Below are 17,126 nucleotides of genomic sequence, written 5' to 3'. Positions count from 1 at the left end.
TAGTAATTAAGATGGGCTTAAGGTTAAGTATGGGCTATCTTACCCTATTCAACATGATTTTTCACTAAGTGTTGCATTTAATATTGCAATTTAAGATTATTTATTGTGTAAATTTTTAGAAGTTATTGATTTTATAATAAACTGCTCCTTCAAGGCTATCCCTTTCGCTAGCAATAAGAAAATCTCTGCCTAAAAGCCTCATTATGGATTGAAGCTCAAGAACTCCTGCAAGTATTATATCATCCCTTCCTCTTTCAATACAATTGATTTTTTCTACCAATTCCTCATCCCTGACGATAAGCTTATCGATAAACTCTGTTAAATCCCTGTTATATAACTTTCCACCTTCCATACCTTCTATTCCAAACTTTATGGCTGAAAGGGTTGTTGCAGTTCCTCCTATGGCAATTATCTTGAAATCATCTGATATATCAAGTATGTTTTTGGCCGTTTTATTCAGAGAATCATTTATATATTGCCTCATATTATCAACTATTTTATCATCTACAGCCTTACAGGTATTTTCTCCAAAAAAGCTTTCTGTTATCCTAACACATCCAAGGGGCAGACTTTCTCTGTAAAATATATCCCTCCCACTTCCAAGAACAAACTCCGTACTCCCACCCCCTATATCCACAACAAGAATAGGTTTGTCAGATTTAATAACGGTTCTTACTCCAAGGTATCCCAGATAAGCTTCCTCTTCCCCTGAGAGTATACTTATCTTAATACCGGTCCTCTCTTCTATATATCTTATAACATCCTTCCCATTTTGAGCAGATCTCACGGCGCTTGTTGCCATACCAAAGCTCTGTTTAACGCCGTATTCCTCCATAATCTGTTTATATACCATTATGGCCTGAACCGTATTGTCTATACTTTCCTTGCCAATAACACCGGTTTCATATACCCTGTGACCAAGCCTTGTTGTAACTGCTTTTTTAAATACAGGATTCACTTCATCCATACCCGCATCTGCTATTAAAACTCTTATCGAATTTGTACCAAGATCCACTGCCCCTATTCTTATCATATGATTCACCTCATTTTTGAAGATATATTTATAGTATACAAAAAATAAAAGGCATCTTACCATAGGGTAAAATACCTGTATTTTTCTATATACTTATCTTCTAGCATATCCTCCGCTGCGCTTTGAATCCTGATTCTTTTTAAGATCCTGCATTCTTTCTTCGCTTTCCTTTAAGAATTTGGATAATCTGTCTTCAAAGGACATGTTTGCTGTCTTTTTGCGTTCTGAATCCCAATCTATTTCTGCCGGTCTAAAGCTTTTCTTACCCGGGTTTGCCTGCCTTATCGAAAGACTTATTTTCCCCTGTTCATCGATTCCTATAACCTTTACCTTTACCTTATCCTGCTCCTTAAGATGTTGTCTTATATCCTTTACATAGTTATCAGAAACCTCTGATATATGCACAAGGCCTGTCTTTCCTGATACTTCTACAAATGCTCCGAAGTTTGTAATATTTACTACGGTGCCCTCTAATATATTTCCTACCTGCAGGGTCATATTAAAAAGATTCCTCCTTAAATGATTTTGATGATATAATTATATATGAATTTAAATATACAGTCAATTTTTTATAATTCTCCAATTAGAAAATTATCATTCACAATTGGAAAATTATGTATATAATCCCTTAAGGATTGATATCTTTCAACGCATCTATTATTTCTTTTTATTTCTATCCTTTATCAGAACTTCATCGGGTTTAATAAGTCCAAGCTTTTCCCTTGCAACCCTTTCGATGTAGTCCTTCCTTTGAATTTGTTTAAGCTCCTCCTTCAGATTATCATTTTTAGATTTAAGATTTTTAAGCTGTTCCTGATAGACTTTATATTGTTTGTTAAGCCTGTTTATGATAAACTGCTGCTCCACAAAAATACTTCCAAATACCAGTATGATAACACCCCAAAGAAAAGCTTTCTTCCTATTCACCTTCATATCAAATGCTCCTTTGTTCTTTTATTTTCTTTATTCTTTATGATTTCTTTTTTTCCTTCTTTATTTTTTAGTTTTAATAATTTTTTTAAACTTTGTTTTAGTTGCTTTGATACCCGTCCCCATCAATTCCCTGATTTTATATACTATAAAATTAGCTCCATACTTAAGCATTTTAAAAGGGTATAAAATAAGTATAGAAAAAATTCTTATAGTCTTTAATATGTAATAAAGTATCCATCTTAAAATTTTGATGAACCACTTGCTTACGATCCTAAAATAAATCAATAAACCTATGCTAAGTCCCAAAAATGTGTAATATCCTAAATCCCCGTGATTGGTATAAAGGAAAAATATAAAAGTTATTATAGCAGCAAATGTCCAGAATAATATATCGGACACTGCAGTTATAAACTTTCTAGGGCTTTTAAACCCCCTGAGTATTCTGTAAACATCATACATAACTCCAATTCCGGAGCCTGCTATAATGGTGGACAAAAAGTAATAAATCTGCACATCAATGGGCAAGATCATCTAAAAACCTCCTTAAAAAATTAAGTTCCATCATTTAAACAGTTTCTTAAGAAGGCTTTCTCTATTTGGGCTTTCCTTTACATTATACACAAGACTTATTATTTCTCCCTCTATCGACATATCCCCACTATCAACATTAAGCTTGTTAACCTTCATACCCTTTCCCTTTATAGTAAGGCCCCCCATAACGGTACTTAGAATTATAACTTCCTCGTTGAATGTCAAAACCTTTGTCACACCTGTAATATCAAGGCTCCTCCTGTTATCTATATGAACTATATGACTAGATTGTTGTTTGATGTTTTTATTATTTTCCATAATAACCCTCCAATCTCATATAAATAATATGAGACTAATATACCTTTTATTACTTGTATTTATTAACATCAACCCACATTGTTTGCACAGGTTATTCACATAGTTATCCACAATCTGTGTATAAATAAAAGCATATATGCACTGTACTTTTGTACAGTACATATATGCTTACTCAATTTCCTTACCTGTAATTATTCTATAAAGGTCCTTTGCATTTTCTTTGGTTACATGCTCTGATATTTTTAAAACTTCAGCCTTTACAGCACCTGTTGCATACTGTATTTCTATTATATCACCTATCTTTACATCGGTACCGGGCTTTGCCACTCTACCATTTACAAGCACTTTACCTGTATCGCAAACTTCCTTGGCAACTGTTCTTCGCTTTATTATCCTCGAGAGCTTAAGAAATTTATCAAGCCTCATTAAAACCACATCCCTCTTATTTAAAAAATCAGGTACAAGACCTGATTTTCCTATTACTTATTTACCTTTTCCCTTAATTCCTTGCCTGCCTTGAATACAGGAACCTTTGATGCTGGAATTATAATTTCTTCAAGGGTCTTTGGATTTCTGCCCTTCCTTTCTCCCCTCTCCTTTACTTCAAATGTTCCAAATCCAACAAGCTGAACCTTGTCATTGTTTTCAAGCGCATTTTCAACGCTTTCCATAAAAGCCTTTAAAGCCTTTTCAGCATCCTTCTTTGTTAAACCACTTTTTTCTGCAATTGATGTGATAAGATCTGCCTTATTCACAATTATTCCCTCCTTAGTTCTTAACATAAATTACAGTAGTTTATTCTTCAAAAGTTTTCAAAATCCTGCTTTTTGAAGCAAAATTTATTAAAAATATTAGTTTTAACCTTTTTTAGCCCTATTCCATAATTCATCCATTTCGTCTAAAGTCATGTCCTCAAGTTTCTTACCTCGTTTTGCTCCCTCGCTTTCTATGTACTTAAATCTTGTTATAAACTTTTCTGTCGTTTTTGTCAAGGCAAATTCAGGATCTACTTTTAAAAATCTGGCAACATTGACGATAGAAAATATCAAATCCCCCAATTCTTCTATTATTCTTCCATTTTTTTGTGTTTTATATACCTCTAAAAATTCATTTAATTCTTCACAAACCTTTGAAATTGCATCATCTATATTGTCCCAGTCAAAACCAACCTTTGAGGCCTTCTCCTGAACCTTATAGCTTCTAATAAGGGCAGGAAGCACTCTTGGAACTGACATTAGGCTTTCCGTATGGGATTCAATGTTTTTCTCATCACGTTTTATGCTTTCCCAGTTGTATAGAACATCATCGGCAGTTTCTGCCTTTACATCACCAAAAACATGGGGATGTCTGTTTATCATTTTATTTGTTATTCCGTGAACTACATCCCTTATGTCAAACTCACCAAACTCCTTCCCTATCTGGCTGTGGAAAACTACCTGGAGAAGAACATCCCCAAGTTCCTCGCAGAGCCCTTCCATATCATCCCTGTCTATGGCATCTAAAACCTCGTAGCTTTCCTCTATGAGATATTTTTTTAGGCTCTCATGGGTTTGTTCCCTATCCCAGGGACATCCTTTTTCACTTCTTAATGTTTCCAAAACATCTATAAGATCCTGAAAATCGTATTTTTTCTTGTTTTTAACCGGAGGTATATAAAGACTTGTTAAATAATCCACCCAATCCACCCTGTCTATTTCATAAAGTGGGAGTTTTTCAACCCTTTCAAGGCCTGGAACTCCTGCAGCCCTTATGAGGTAGACCTCATGTTCATCATCGTAGTATTCCATGAGCCTTATTTTAACATCCGAAGCAATAAGCCTGCTGTATACCTGGGTTACTACGTTTCCCACCGCTGTATCTGGTCTTTGAACCTCAAGCTGAAGCCCGTCAATTATTTTAAAGCCCTCAACAGGATCAACCTTTAAGATGTTTAAAACTGCATCAATAAAGCTCAGGGCCGGTACTATTTCAACATCTATACCTTCATCCTTTGCATATTCCAATATTAGCTGCACAGACTTTTCTGCAACAAGGGGGTTTCCTGGAACTGCGTATACGACATTTTTTAAAGAGACTATTTTCCTTGCCATTTTTTCATATATCTCATCAAAGTTCTCTCCCCTGTCGTAATATTCGTCAAATGTTTTAAAATCTATTCCAAGGGATTTTATATATTCTACATTAGGATGTTTGCTGGTTCTAAGATAGAGAACCTCCGCCTCCCTCATAACCTCAAGGGTTTTTATGGTGAGGTCGCTAATATTTCCAGGCCCAAGTCCTACTACTTTTATCATCTGTTCACACTCCTTGTGAATAAGTAAATTCTATCTTTTTATATAGTTTTTAATGTCTTTTATTGAAAGATTTCCTGTTATCAACAACATTATACCATAAACTGCCGCTCCCGCTAAAACAGCACTAAAGGTTGATTTGTTATTGCTCCCTGTTAAATCAAACATTTTTCCGTATATGAGAAGCACAGAAAGTATCATAACAACTGTGCATATAGCTGGCATTATAAAAAGTTCCTGCAAGTTAATACACACATCTGTTGACTTTATTACAAATACAATATCTAAAACTGCAATAAAAATATATGCCACCAGTGTGCTGTAGGCAGCAGCCTTAATGTTAAGCTGCGGAAAAGGAATGAATACGATATTTATTATAACCTTTATTCCTGAGCCTATAACCATCGCTAAAACAGGGAGTACCGTTTTACCTATTCCATTGAGCACACTTGTTGCGGTTTGAGCAATTATTATAAATATTGAAGCTATGGCAAGTATCTGCATTAGTTCCCATCCATCCCCCATGCCCTGAAATATCATGGAAAGTATCGGCGCCGCAAGGGCATAAAGGCCTGCGCAGCTTGGAAGAGCAAGCAACATCGCAAATTTAAATGCAATTTTAACGTTTCTATTCAACCTAATGGTATCTTTAACGGCATAGGCTGAGGATATTGCAGGAACAACATTTTGTGCAAGGGCCACGGAAAGGGTCAGGGGAACATTTATAAGAACATGGGCCTTTCCTGTAAGCTGTCCAAAGAGTATAGTTGCAGTATATTCGCTGTACCCTGAAATCATTAAAAGGCCCGGAACTATCATAGAGTCTATTAAGGCCATGATGGATCCAATTGCCTGGCCAATGGATACGGGTATTGCAATTTTCAAAATCTCTCCAAATAGAAATCTTCTAGGAGATGATTTTTCAAAGGCAGAATACTCTATTCTATTTCCCCTATAGCAGATGAGCATCAATAAAAGCCCTGAGACAGCACCAGCCGCAGCTCCAAAGGCTGCTCCTCCTGCTGCTTCCGGTATTCCAGTTGAAAGCAGGAGATACGCAATCCCAACTCCAACAGCCACCCTCATTATTTGTTCTATTATCTGGGATGCAGCCGGCGGAGCCATCTCCTGAAGCCCCTGGAAATACCCTCTATAAACCGATAAAATGCATGTAAAAATCGGCGCAAAGGATATACCTATTATGGAGTAGTAAGCATCCTCGGGCCATTTAGATACCTTTATTATCTCTCTGGAGAAAACCATAAGCCCAAGGCTTGATAAGCATCCAAAAATAATCATAATAAAAAGTGCAATCTTAAATATATTATGGGCCTCTTTTCTTTTATTTAAAGCAATCCTTTCTGATATCATCTTTGATATGGCAGTTGGAATACCTGCTGCAAGTGCAAGAAGAAATGTATAAAGCGGATATGTAAGCTGATATAAACCTATTCCCCTTTCCCCGATCATATATATTAAAGGTATTCTAAAAAAGAAACCAAGGAATTTTGCAATTATTCCAGACAGTGCAAGCATCAAGGTACCTTTAACAAGGCTTTTTTTCTTCATATCAATCCCCCCTATTCCTTTCCATATAAAGATATTAGAAAGTCGGGGATTATATGCAAAAAGCAGCCTAGGGCTGCTTTAATTATTGCTCCATCTGTTTTCCCAGGAAGGATGCAGCGGTTTCAGAAAGCTTTCTTTCCAGTTCACCCATTGTCACGTTTGGGTCCTTTGACATTATAATCACCGCACCTATTGCATCTCCCTCTGCAATTATTGGAGAAATGACCTGAGATGAATAGGCTGAGCCATTCTCTTCATCATTTGTAATAGGAAAGGCCTTTCCTCCCTCTTTTGCATTATTCATTACTGTTCTTCTTTCAGCAAGGATCCTTTCAACATCCTCGCTTACCCTCTTTTCCAGATATTCTTTCTTGGCAGTCCCTGCAACTGATATGATTGTATCCCTGTCGCAAATAAGCACTGCATGGCCTATAGATTGCTGGAGTGCCTCTGCATATTCCTTTGCAAAGTCGCTTAATTCACCTATGGGTGAATATTTTTTAAGTATTATTCCCCCTTCTCTGTCAGTAAATATCTCAAGTGGATCCCCTTCCCTTATTCTGAGAGTTCTTCTAATTTCCTTTGGTATAACAACTCTTCCAAGATCGTCAATTCTTCTAACAATTCCAGTTGCTTTCATCATTGCCCCTCCTTATAATTAAAAAAATCTATTAAACTTATGTAAAACTGCCTTATTTATAATTTCTTCAAAAATATAAAAATTATACCCAAAATTAAGTAAAAAAATAAAAAAATTAGCAAACAAACCCTCAGGGGTATCTTCCTGAGGGTTTGTTAATATTTTTTGTTTAACTGTTTCATATATTTGATGCAGTATATGGTACAGCTGTATCCAGATGATGATGGTCTGTATCTATAGCCACAGTAAGCGCAGCTCTTCGGCATATTTCTGTGTGGGCTTCTGTTTATATCCCTATATTCAGTACTGCTTCCATATTCACGTTTAATCATATATAAACCTCCATAAATCGATTTGATAAACCTTTAGAAATTTTCCAGTTATAATATTATAATATTGATGTACTTAATTATTTATACATGTTTTTGATTAAATATTTAATAATAGACTTATCTATATTTTGTTAATATCAAATAAGCTTGCTTACATATTAAGTATATCGTAAATAAATTTACTTGTTGTGCTACTCTGAAAATCCCATTGGAATAAAGGTAGATAATATCTACAGACCGACGCTGAGATAAAAATATATTCCAGCCGCTACTACGCTTCGCAAAGAAGTTCTATGGCACCGGATTCGCACAGCCTAAGAAGGCTTATAAACTCGCTCTTGCTCAGACACCACGAACCCTTCTAAGGCTCTGCTTCATCCTATGTGCCAAGAACTTCTAATTGCTTGCTAAAATGCGGCCTGCATATATTTTTTATCTCAGCTTTAGTTCTTGAACTGGAACAAGGGATTAATCTAGAAACTGTTTTCATAATATTATGCTGAATTTTGTTTCATGCAGAGTTACTCTGAAAAGTCCGTTGGAATAAAAGCAGAAAATATATACAGGTAGGCGCTGCGATAAAAAATAAGAGACAAACTCCAATTTAAAGGAGTTTGCCTTTTTATTTTTTTATTTAGCCTGTTATAACTGTACCAGTTTTTCCAGAAAGGGCATCCCTTGCCTTTTCAAGGGATGTGATTATGGCTTTTCTTCCCTTCTTTGATTCTACAAACATAACCGCAGCCTTTACCTTTGGAAGCATTGATCCTGGAGCAAAGTGCCCCTCTTCCATGTACTTTTTGGCTTCATCTACAGTCATTGAGGAGAGGTTCCTTTGTTCAGGTTTATTAAAATTTAAAGCAACTTTTTCAACTGTTGTGAGTATTACAAGTTCATCTGCATCGAGAAGTTCTGCAATCCTTTCAGAGGCAAGGTCTTTATCTATAACTGCCGCAACACCCTTAAGGCCTCCATCTTCCTTTTCAATTACAGGAACTCCTCCACCTCCAACGGTTATTACAACATGCCCTGCGCTTACAAGGGTTCTTACTATTTCTTCCTCAACAACAGCCTTTGGCATGGGAGAGGCTACAACCCTTCTCCATCCTCTTCCTGCGTCTTCCTTCATTACATATCCCTTTTCATTTATGAGCTTTTTAGCCTGCTCCTCCGTAAAGAAGGAACCTACCGGTTTTGTGGGATTTTCAAATCCTGGATCATCCTCATCGACTACCACTTGGGTAACTATCGCAGCAACGCTTTTCTTGAGTCCTCTTCTTATCATTTCCTCCCTAAGTGCCTGCTGAAGATGATATCCTATGTAACCCTGGCTCATTGCACCGCATTCAGGAAATGGCATTAATGGCTTTGATGGATCCTGTGACGCTGCAGCCTCGTATGTTGCAACTATCTGACCAACCTGCGGTCCATTGCCATGGGCAATTATAACTTCATGGCCATCCTCTATCAAATCAACTATAGCCCTGGCTGTATGACGAGTCGTTCTAAGCTGTGCCTCAGCAGATATATCCTTTGGATCTGCCTGGAGGGCATTTCCTCCAAGGGCAACCACTATCCTTGCCATCATAACTCTCCTCTCATCATAATGTGGCAACCATTACAGCCTTAATCGTATGCATCCTGTTTTCAGCCTCATCAAATACAACTGAATGTTTGCTTCTAAATACCTCGTCGGTAACTTCCCTTACATCAAGCCCCCTATTCTGTGCCTCCTTTGCAACCTTTGTTTCAAAATCGTGAAATGAAGGCAGGCAATGCATAAATATGACTTCAGGATTTGCCGTTGCCTTAATCATATCCATGGTTACTCTGTAAGGAGTTAAAAGCCTTACCCTTTCCTCCATTTTTGATTCTTCTCCCATCGATATCCAAACGTCGGTATAGATTACGTCTGCCCCTTTAATTCCCTCTATATTGTCTGTTATCTCAATAACGGCTTCTGTTTCCTTTGCAACTTCCTGAACCTTTGCAACTACTTCCTGGGATGGATGAAGCTCCTTCGGTCCGTATGCAACATAGTGCATTCCCATCTTTGCGCAGCCATACATAAGGGCATAGCTCATATTGTTTCTTGTATCTCCTACGAATACAAGCTTAACTTTGTTTAATGGCTTAGCAACGTGCTCCTCAATTGTCATGAGATCTGCAAGCACCTGGGTTGGATGGTCAACGTCGGTTAAACCATTCCATACGGGAACCCCTGAAAACTTCGCAAGATCTTCAACAACCTTCTGGTCAAAACCTCTGTATTCAATACCATCATAGAATCTTCCAAGCACCTTTGCAGTGTCCTCAAGGGATTCCTTTTTATTCATCTGAGAGCTCCCTGAATCGAGGAATGTAACATGGGCACCTTCATCAAGAGCTGCAACCTCAAATGCACATCTTGTTCTTGTTGATGTTTTTTCGAATAAAAGAACTATGTTCTTTCCCTTTAATAATTCGTTTCTAATTCCTGCTCTTTTCTGTGATTTCAGATCATGGGAAAGATCGAGCAGATATCTTATTTCCTGTGGTGAAAAATCCATAAGCGTCAACAGGCTTCTTCCTTTTAAGTTTACCGGCATTATAATTCCTCCTATTTCCTTGGGTTCTATTGTATTATCTGAATATGCAGAGGTAAAATGCATTTTTAAGTTAAACTATCCCTCTCTATGGGCATACTCATACATCTTGGTCCGCCTCTGCCCCTTGAAAGCTCAGAGCTTGGTATTGGTAAAACCTTTATACCTTTTTTATCGAGAATTTCATTTGTAATGTAATTTCTTTCGTAGGTTATTACCACTCCAGGAGCGATGGCCAGGGTGTTCGAACCATCGTTCCATTGTTCTCTTCCCGCTATCATAAGATCACCTCCCCCGCACTTTATAAGCTCAACCGCAGGGAGATTCAATGCATCTTTTAATATATCTTCAAGGGAACTCGTATTCTTTCTAAACTTCAATGCTCCCTTTGAGCCCCTTGTTACCTCGTAAACGCTGAGGGGGTCCTGTATGCCTGGATGAATTGCAAATTTATCATAATCCAACATGGTAAACACAGTATCAAGATGCATAAAGGCTCTTATTTTTGGAATTTCAAAAACAAGTATCCTCTCAAATGTAGTTGGGGCATCAAATAGATTTTTTGCAAGATGTTCTATGCCCTCTGCTGAAGTCCTTTCGCTGCAGCCTATTGCAAGAACTTTATCCGACAGCACAAGTATATCCCCGCCTTCTATTGGAAAGAGATTCGTTCTGTCGTACCATAGAGGTATATTTGAACTTTTGAACAGTTTATGATAGTTATATATATATTTCAAGAATATGGTTTCCCTTCTTCTTGCCTCCATCCTCATTCTATTAAGTGACAGGCCGTTTCCTAAGATCGACCCTGGGTCCCTGGTAAAGTAAAGGTTTGGCATTGGATCAAGATGGAATGGATATTCGTCCATCATTAAATCTACAAGTGATGTTGGTTCCCTTATTTCTACCTCTCCCCTTCTAACACCTGTCATAGCAGCATCTATCATATCCCTGATCGACATAGACAAAAGATATTCAGAAAGGGCCTCTGTATATCCTGGAGAGGTTATACCGCTTTCCCTTAAGAATTCTTCTACAAACTCCTTCCTTACACTTTCATCATCTATTGCTTCAGATACAAGCTCCTCAAGATATAAAACCTCAACACCATTTTCCCTTAGTATCTCTGCAAATCTGTCATGCTCCTCTCTGGCCACCTTAAGATAGGGTATATCATCGAACAGGAGTCTTCCAAGATATTCCGGTACAAGGTTTTCAATTTCTCTTCCCGGGCGATGGAGCATAACCTTCTTTAGTCTGCCTATCTCGGAGGTTACATTAATAAACGAATCCATCTTTTTCCCTCCCTTCTCAACCTTTTTATCCATTATACATTTGATGCATAATATTTTTAAAATAATTTGTATTATCTAAATTATATTTATATATAGCTTCTCTAAAATATATTACATACTGCACTATAAATTCTATTGTTTATATAAAACTTTCATGTACTATATTTCAATGAAGCGGTATTTATCGTATTTTTCGTATTAGCATATATTTCTAGTATACTCGCGCAATATCTGTGTTCTTACAATGTTAATAGTTTTCGTTAAATTGAGGATATATATGCAAAAAATTTACCATTTCACCAATACAGGATACAAATAACAATCTAAAAATATTTATAAAAAAGACTGCCATCTGGCAGTCCTATAATCTCTCAGGATATTCCTTTATTTTAGCCTTATCCTTCCACTCCTCAATCTTCTTCTTAAACTCCTCCTGCTTCTTGCTATCCAGCATAGTCTTCTTTATTTCTTCCTTTACTGTATCGAATGGCTTTGGATTGTATTCTTCCTTTTTATTCATCCTTACAATATGCCATCCGAACTGCGTCTTAAAGGGAGCGCTTATCTTCCCTTCTGGAACAGCAATAGCATTTATAAAGAAGGTCTTGTCTAGGTTGTTGTTAGCATATTCAAATTCACCAAGTTCCCCACCCTTGTCCTTTGAGCCTGGATCTGTACTATACTGTTTTGCAAGATCTTCAAACTTTTCTCCCTTATCCAGTCTTGCCTTTATATCCTGTGCTTCCTTTTCTGTGGCAACAAGAATGTGGGATATATTCATCTTGTTTGGCTTTTCTGTGTATTGATATATATTATCATTATAATATTTTTTGGCATCCTCATCGCTAACAGTTACATTTTGCGTTGTCTTCTCATAAAGCTTATCCTTTAATATGTTTATTTTCAGGTATTCTTTAAAATCCTCAGTAGAAAATTTTATTCCCTCAAGCTGTTTTTTAAACTGTTCTTCTCCTCCTGCAGCCTTAACCTGCTCATCGTATTGCTTCTTAACTTCGTCTTCAAGTGACTTATCATCTATTACATTTTCCTTTTTCGCTTCCTGCACAAGAAGTGCATCCTCAACAAGGGATGACAGGAAATCCTCCTTCATTTGCTTGATGTATTCCTGATTTTCCTTCTTATCTGCAAAATTCTGACCATACATCATTTTAAGCTGCTCAAGCTGGCTTTCAAATTTCTTATCAAATTCCCCTTTTGTTATCTTTTGATCGTTAATTCTTGCCACAACAGTAGCCTTTATACCTTCTGGAGTTTTTGTTATAAGTCCGCATCCAGAAAGTCCCGCTACTACTGAAACGGATGCAAGCAGTGCAACCAATTTTTTCATCCTTTTCAACTTAACCCTCTCCCTCCATTAGCTTAAAAATAATTATAATCTATTTTTATTCATTGTGCAATCTACCTATATATTCCAGAATATCCTTTAGAATTTTTAATACCTCCGATGCCCCTGCACTTCCTGATTTTATTTTTATTATCGAGTTCTCTTTGCTTGAATAGGAGATCCTTCCCTGGAACTTCTCATTAAGCTGTCGTATAGTTTCAAGTCCAATGTATTCACCATCTTTAAAGTGAAGGAATATGTCCCTGTCAACTTGCTTTATAGTAAGCACTTTAAGCTTTCTTGCAATTGCCTTTATATATGCAATATTAATAAGGCTCTCTAAGGGCCTTGGAGGTTCGCCGAATCTGTCTATTAATTCCTCTTCAATATCCATCTTGTCTTCAAGGTTTTCTATTGAAGCTATTTTCTTGTATATTTCAATCTTGAGCATCTCATCATCGATATAATCGTCAGGTATATAGGCGTTAACTGTAAGCTCTATGGATGTTTCGATATATTCTTCCTTTTCTTCACCCTTAAGCTCCCTCACCGCCTCTTCGAGAAGCTTGCAGTAAAGGTCATAACCTACCGCAGCCATGTGACCATGCTGCTGCGTTCCAAGGAGATTTCCAGCTCCCCTTATTTCAAGATCCCTCATAGCTATCTTAAATCCTGAACCAAATTCGGTAAATTCCTTAATAGCCTTGAGCCTCTTTTCTGCAACTTCCGTTAAAACCTTATCCCTTCTATAGGTAAAGTATGCATAGGCCAACCTGTTGGATCTTCCGACCCTTCCCCTCAGCTGATAGAGCTGAGAAAGTCCCATCCTGTCGGCATCATATACTATAAGGGTGTTTACATTTGGTATATCTATTCCTGTCTCAATGATTGTCGTGCAGAGGAGTATATCCCCTTCCCCCTGAATGAAGGAAAGTATAACCTCTTCAAGCTCCTTTTCATCCATCTGGCCGTGGGCTACAACAATTTTAGCTTCTGGAACAAGGCGTGAAAGGGATATCTGCATATCCTTTATTGTCTCAACCCTGTTATATACAAAGAAAACCTGTCCTCCCCTTGATATCTCCCTTATTATTGCATCCCTTATTATCCCTTCGTTATACTCCATAACGTATGTCTGTACGGGATACCTTTCCTCTGGAGGGGTTTCAATGATGCTCATGTCCCTTACGCCAATGAGGGACATGTGGAGGGTTCTGGGTATTGGGGTTGCAGTAAGGGTCAATACATCGATGTTTTTCTTTAAAGCCTTGATTTTTTCCTTATGGCTTACTCCAAACCTCTGCTCCTCATCCACTATCAAAAGCCCTAAATCCTTATATTTAATATCCTTTTGAAGAAGCCTGTGAGTTCCAATTATTATATCAACGTTTCCTGCTGCAAGCTCCTTTAAAGTTTTCTTCTGCTGCTCCCTGCTTCTAAACCTGCTTATCATATCTATTTTTATGGGAAAATCCCTAAACCTCTGAACAAAGTTATTATAGTGCTGCTCTGCAAGTATCGTTGTTGGTACAAGGACTGCCACCTGCTTTCCATCCATAACAGCCTTAAAGGCAGCCCTCATGGCAACCTCAGTTTTTCCATATCCCACGTCGCCACACAAAAGCCTATCCATGGGCTTTGGCATTTCCATATCCTTTTTAATCTCCTCTATGGCGCTTAACTGGTCAGGTGTCTCCTGATACGGAAACTCCTCCTCAAACTGTCTCTGCCATGGGGTATCCTTTGAAAATGCATGTCCCTTTAAGGTACTTCTTTCTGCATACAGTTTTACCAGATCCTCCGCCATTTCCTTAAGGGATTCTTTAACCTTATTTTTCGTCTTTGCCCATTCATTTCCGCCAAGCTTGTTTATCTTTGGAGGATTTTCATCTCCGCCAATATATTTTTGTACCATGTCAAGCTGCTCAACAGGTACATACAAAGTATCCCCTGCCTTATACTGCAGTACAAGGTAATCCTTCTTTATCCCTTCTATTATAAGTTCCTTTATCCCTTTAAAGATTCCAATACCGTGATTTACATGTACAACATAGTCCCCGGGCTTTATATCGGTAAAGCTTTCGATTTTCCTTGACCTTTTGGTAAAGGTCTTCTTCCTTTCCTTTTTACTTTCCTTATATACTTCTTTATCGGATATGATTGACAGCTTTACATCCGGAAACTCCATACCCCTGCTTACGCTTCCAGAGGTTATGACAATTGTTCCTTCCTGTATGCTGTCTATATCTTCTTTGTAATAGGCTTTAAAGCCTTCATTTTTCAGGGATTTTGTAAGCCTTTCAGCCCTGGCCGGCGTTCCTGCCATTATGAGGATGCTGTAGGCTTTATCAGTCCTTTGCCTTATTTCATCAAGCAAATACTCCATATTACCTGACAGCGGGTTCATGGATATTGCATTGAAATTTCCTATATATTGCGGCCTGAAATCCTCGACTATTCTCGGGAGCATATTAAGGGCAGCAATACTATTGGACTTTATCAAATACATAATATACTCCGGTTCAAGCATATATTCACCCTGAAGTGGAAGGACATCTCCCTTTTCAAGCATTGATTTATATACTTCCTGAAACTCGTCGAAGGCCGTCTTTATTCTCTGTGCCACCCTCCCTGACTCATCCAGTATAACCAGTGGACTATTAAAATAACTTATAAAACTGTTTGTAACAGAATAAATGTATGGTATGTAGCTGTCAATTCCCTCGAAATACCTCAGGTTTTTAAACCTTTCAACGTTTTCCTTGACCCTGGATTTTAGCCTCTCGGCAGCATCTTTATTCTTTTTAGAGTAGGCTTTATATCTCGTATCAAGGTCCCTGTTTATTCTCTCAACAACACTGGATATGCTGTCCTTGTCAACAAGAACCTCCCTTGCGGGATATACTCTAAACTGTGATATTCTGTCCATGCTTCGCTGGGTAATAACGTCAAAGGGTCTTATGGTGTCCACTTCATCATCAAAGAATTCTATTCTTATGGGAAGTTCCTCAAAGGTCGAAAAGATATCTATTATTCCTCCCCTTTGAGCAAACTGCCCCTTGCCTTCAACGATTTCAACTCTCTCATATCCAAGGTCTATAAGCCTTGATGAAAGTTCAAGTATGTCCAAAATATCACCGGTTTTTATATCAAACACAGCTTTCTTAAATATATCCCTGTGAGGCATCCTGTAAAGCACGGCATCAACGGAGGCTACAACTATAACTTCTTCGCCTGATATAACTCTGTTTATAACCCTCAGCCTCTCAGCGTTTATTTCCCCAGATGTGACATCAACGTTAAATACCATCTCCTTTGCAGGAAAATATAAACACTGATCAGTGAAGGTCTTTATATCCTCATAAATTTTTCTGGCCTCTATATCGTTGTGGGTTAAAACCAGAGTTTGTCCTCCGAAGTCCTCAAAAAGGCAATAGGAAACATAGGCCTTTTGAGATTCTGAAAGTCCATGAATCTGGCATGGCGTTTTGCCCTTTTTTATAGCCTCAAAAAGGCCTTTATATTCCTCAGATCTTTTAAATATATCGTTTAATCCCTTAAACTTCAAAAATTCACCCCCTCTGCACATTTCAATTGCCCGGAAATTGCTCCCTGGGCTTTTATTTATTATTCTTGACTTACTTTAAAACTATTATACTTATTCATTGCACTTTGTACGCCATTTTCTATTATCTCCATTACAGCGTCTGCCGCAGCTTTTATTACTTCATCGATCAGTTTCCTCTCCTCCTGAGAAAACTTTCCAAGGACATGGGATATCATATCCCCCTTTGAGGCTCCAATTCCTACCCTAACCCTTGGAAATTTATCGCTGCTCAGCTGATATATGATGCTCTTCATACCGTTATGGCCTCCATCGCTTCCAGAGGGCCTTACCCTGAGCCTCCCAACGTCTATTGCAACATCATCGTATACAACGATTATATTTTCAACGGGTATTTTGTAGAAGTCTGCGGCCTCCCTTATGCTTTCGCCGCTTAAATTCATAAAGGTTGAAGGTTTTAAGAATAAGACCTTATCTCCCTTAACTATATACTCCCCAACGCTTCCTTTAAATTTTATTTTGTTAACCTGAAAGCCCAGCTTATCTGAAAGATAATCTATAACATCAAATCCTACATTATGCCTTGTACCTTCATATTCCCCTCCGGGATTGCCAAGTCCAGCTACTAAATACATTGCAAACACTCCTTAGCTAAATTTACTTATTATAGTATATCACAAAAGGGATAA

The 17,126-nt window shown here is 37.7% G+C and carries 17 protein-coding genes; all 17 read right to left on the bottom strand.

Translation table 11 applies throughout. The features are described 5' to 3' along the window. Positions 1-115 precede the first annotated feature (115 nt). The 17 genes from EDD71_RS02305 to pth all read right to left on the bottom strand — a co-directional run bounded on the left by EDD71_RS02305 (position 116) and on the right by pth (position 17,072). The gene (locus EDD71_RS02305; protein ID WP_166636297.1) at positions 116-1,033 is read right to left on the bottom strand and encodes a Ppx/GppA phosphatase family protein; all 918 of its coding nucleotides are present in this window, start codon (positions 1,031-1,033) and stop codon (positions 116-118) included. A 93-nt stretch (positions 1,034-1,126) separates the two neighbouring features. After that, positions 1,127-1,531 (bottom strand): S1 domain-containing RNA-binding protein, encoded by a 405-nt coding sequence (locus tag EDD71_RS02300; protein WP_133627117.1) that lies wholly within the window; start codon positions 1,529-1,531, stop codon positions 1,127-1,129. 159 nt (positions 1,532-1,690) lie between these two features. Beyond that, positions 1,691-1,966 (bottom strand): FtsB family cell division protein, encoded by a 276-nt coding sequence (locus EDD71_RS02295; RefSeq protein WP_133627116.1) that lies wholly within the window; start codon positions 1,964-1,966, stop codon positions 1,691-1,693. A gap of 60 nt (positions 1,967-2,026) precedes the next feature. Further along, complete coding sequence (yabQ, locus tag EDD71_RS02290; protein WP_133627115.1) at positions 2,027-2,497, bottom strand: spore cortex biosynthesis protein YabQ; 471 nt, start codon at positions 2,495-2,497, stop codon at positions 2,027-2,029. A 30-nt stretch (positions 2,498-2,527) separates the two neighbouring features. Next, on the bottom strand, positions 2,528-2,815 hold the full coding sequence (gene yabP / locus EDD71_RS02285; protein ID WP_133627114.1) for a sporulation protein YabP: 288 nt from the start codon (positions 2,813-2,815) through the stop codon (positions 2,528-2,530). A gap of 168 nt (positions 2,816-2,983) precedes the next feature. Next, a complete protein-coding gene (locus tag EDD71_RS02280; RefSeq protein ID WP_133627113.1) occupies positions 2,984-3,241 on the bottom strand; it encodes an RNA-binding S4 domain-containing protein in 258 nt (85 codons plus the stop codon). 53 nt (positions 3,242-3,294) lie between these two features. Further along, positions 3,295-3,570 carry an HU family DNA-binding protein gene (locus tag EDD71_RS02275; protein WP_133627112.1) on the bottom strand — a complete coding sequence of 92 codons (276 nt, stop codon included), beginning with the start codon at positions 3,568-3,570 and terminating at the stop codon, positions 3,295-3,297. Between the two features lie 102 nt (positions 3,571-3,672). Continuing rightward, a complete protein-coding gene (gene yabN / locus EDD71_RS02270) occupies positions 3,673-5,109 on the bottom strand; it encodes a bifunctional methyltransferase/pyrophosphohydrolase YabN (protein ID WP_133627111.1) in 1,437 nt (478 codons plus the stop codon). Positions 5,110-5,139: 30 nt separating this feature from the next. Beyond that, positions 5,140-6,675, bottom strand: a complete 1,536-nt coding sequence (locus EDD71_RS02265; protein WP_133627110.1) for a putative polysaccharide biosynthesis protein — start codon at positions 6,673-6,675, stop codon at positions 5,140-5,142. Positions 6,676-6,757: 82 nt separating this feature from the next. Then, positions 6,758-7,315 carry a stage V sporulation protein T gene (gene spoVT, locus EDD71_RS02260; protein ID WP_133627109.1) on the bottom strand — a complete coding sequence of 186 codons (558 nt, stop codon included), beginning with the start codon at positions 7,313-7,315 and terminating at the stop codon, positions 6,758-6,760. Positions 7,316-7,470: 155 nt separating this feature from the next. Further along, positions 7,471-7,647: a hypothetical protein gene (locus EDD71_RS15170; RefSeq protein WP_166636296.1), complete on the bottom strand. Its 177-nt coding sequence runs from the start codon at positions 7,645-7,647 to the stop codon at positions 7,471-7,473. A gap of 634 nt (positions 7,648-8,281) precedes the next feature. Further along, positions 8,282-9,232: a carbamate kinase gene (gene arcC / locus EDD71_RS02255; RefSeq protein WP_133627108.1), complete on the bottom strand. Its 951-nt coding sequence runs from the start codon at positions 9,230-9,232 to the stop codon at positions 8,282-8,284. A 16-nt stretch (positions 9,233-9,248) separates the two neighbouring features. Next, positions 9,249-10,235, bottom strand: a complete 987-nt coding sequence (gene argF / locus EDD71_RS02250; RefSeq protein WP_133627107.1) for an ornithine carbamoyltransferase — start codon at positions 10,233-10,235, stop codon at positions 9,249-9,251. Between the two features lie 65 nt (positions 10,236-10,300). Beyond that, positions 10,301-11,527 (bottom strand): arginine deiminase, encoded by a 1,227-nt coding sequence (arcA, locus tag EDD71_RS02245; RefSeq protein WP_133627106.1) that lies wholly within the window; start codon positions 11,525-11,527, stop codon positions 10,301-10,303. Positions 11,528-11,888: 361 nt separating this feature from the next. Then, the gene (locus tag EDD71_RS02240; RefSeq protein WP_207669259.1) at positions 11,889-12,875 is read right to left on the bottom strand and encodes a peptidylprolyl isomerase; all 987 of its coding nucleotides are present in this window, start codon (positions 12,873-12,875) and stop codon (positions 11,889-11,891) included. A 55-nt stretch (positions 12,876-12,930) separates the two neighbouring features. Continuing rightward, a complete protein-coding gene (mfd, locus tag EDD71_RS02235; protein ID WP_133627104.1) occupies positions 12,931-16,440 on the bottom strand; it encodes a transcription-repair coupling factor in 3,510 nt (1,169 codons plus the stop codon). A 59-nt stretch (positions 16,441-16,499) separates the two neighbouring features. Then, a complete protein-coding gene (gene pth, locus EDD71_RS02230; RefSeq protein ID WP_133627103.1) occupies positions 16,500-17,072 on the bottom strand; it encodes an aminoacyl-tRNA hydrolase in 573 nt (190 codons plus the stop codon). Between the last annotated feature and the right edge of the window lie 54 nt (positions 17,073-17,126).

The organism is Fonticella tunisiensis (assembly GCF_004364155.1).
Taxonomy (GTDB): Bacteria; Bacillota; Clostridia; order Clostridiales; family Caloramatoraceae; genus Fonticella; species Fonticella tunisiensis.
The sequence above is the reverse complement of the archived record's forward strand: the minus strand, read 5'-3'. Positions and strand labels throughout refer to the sequence as shown.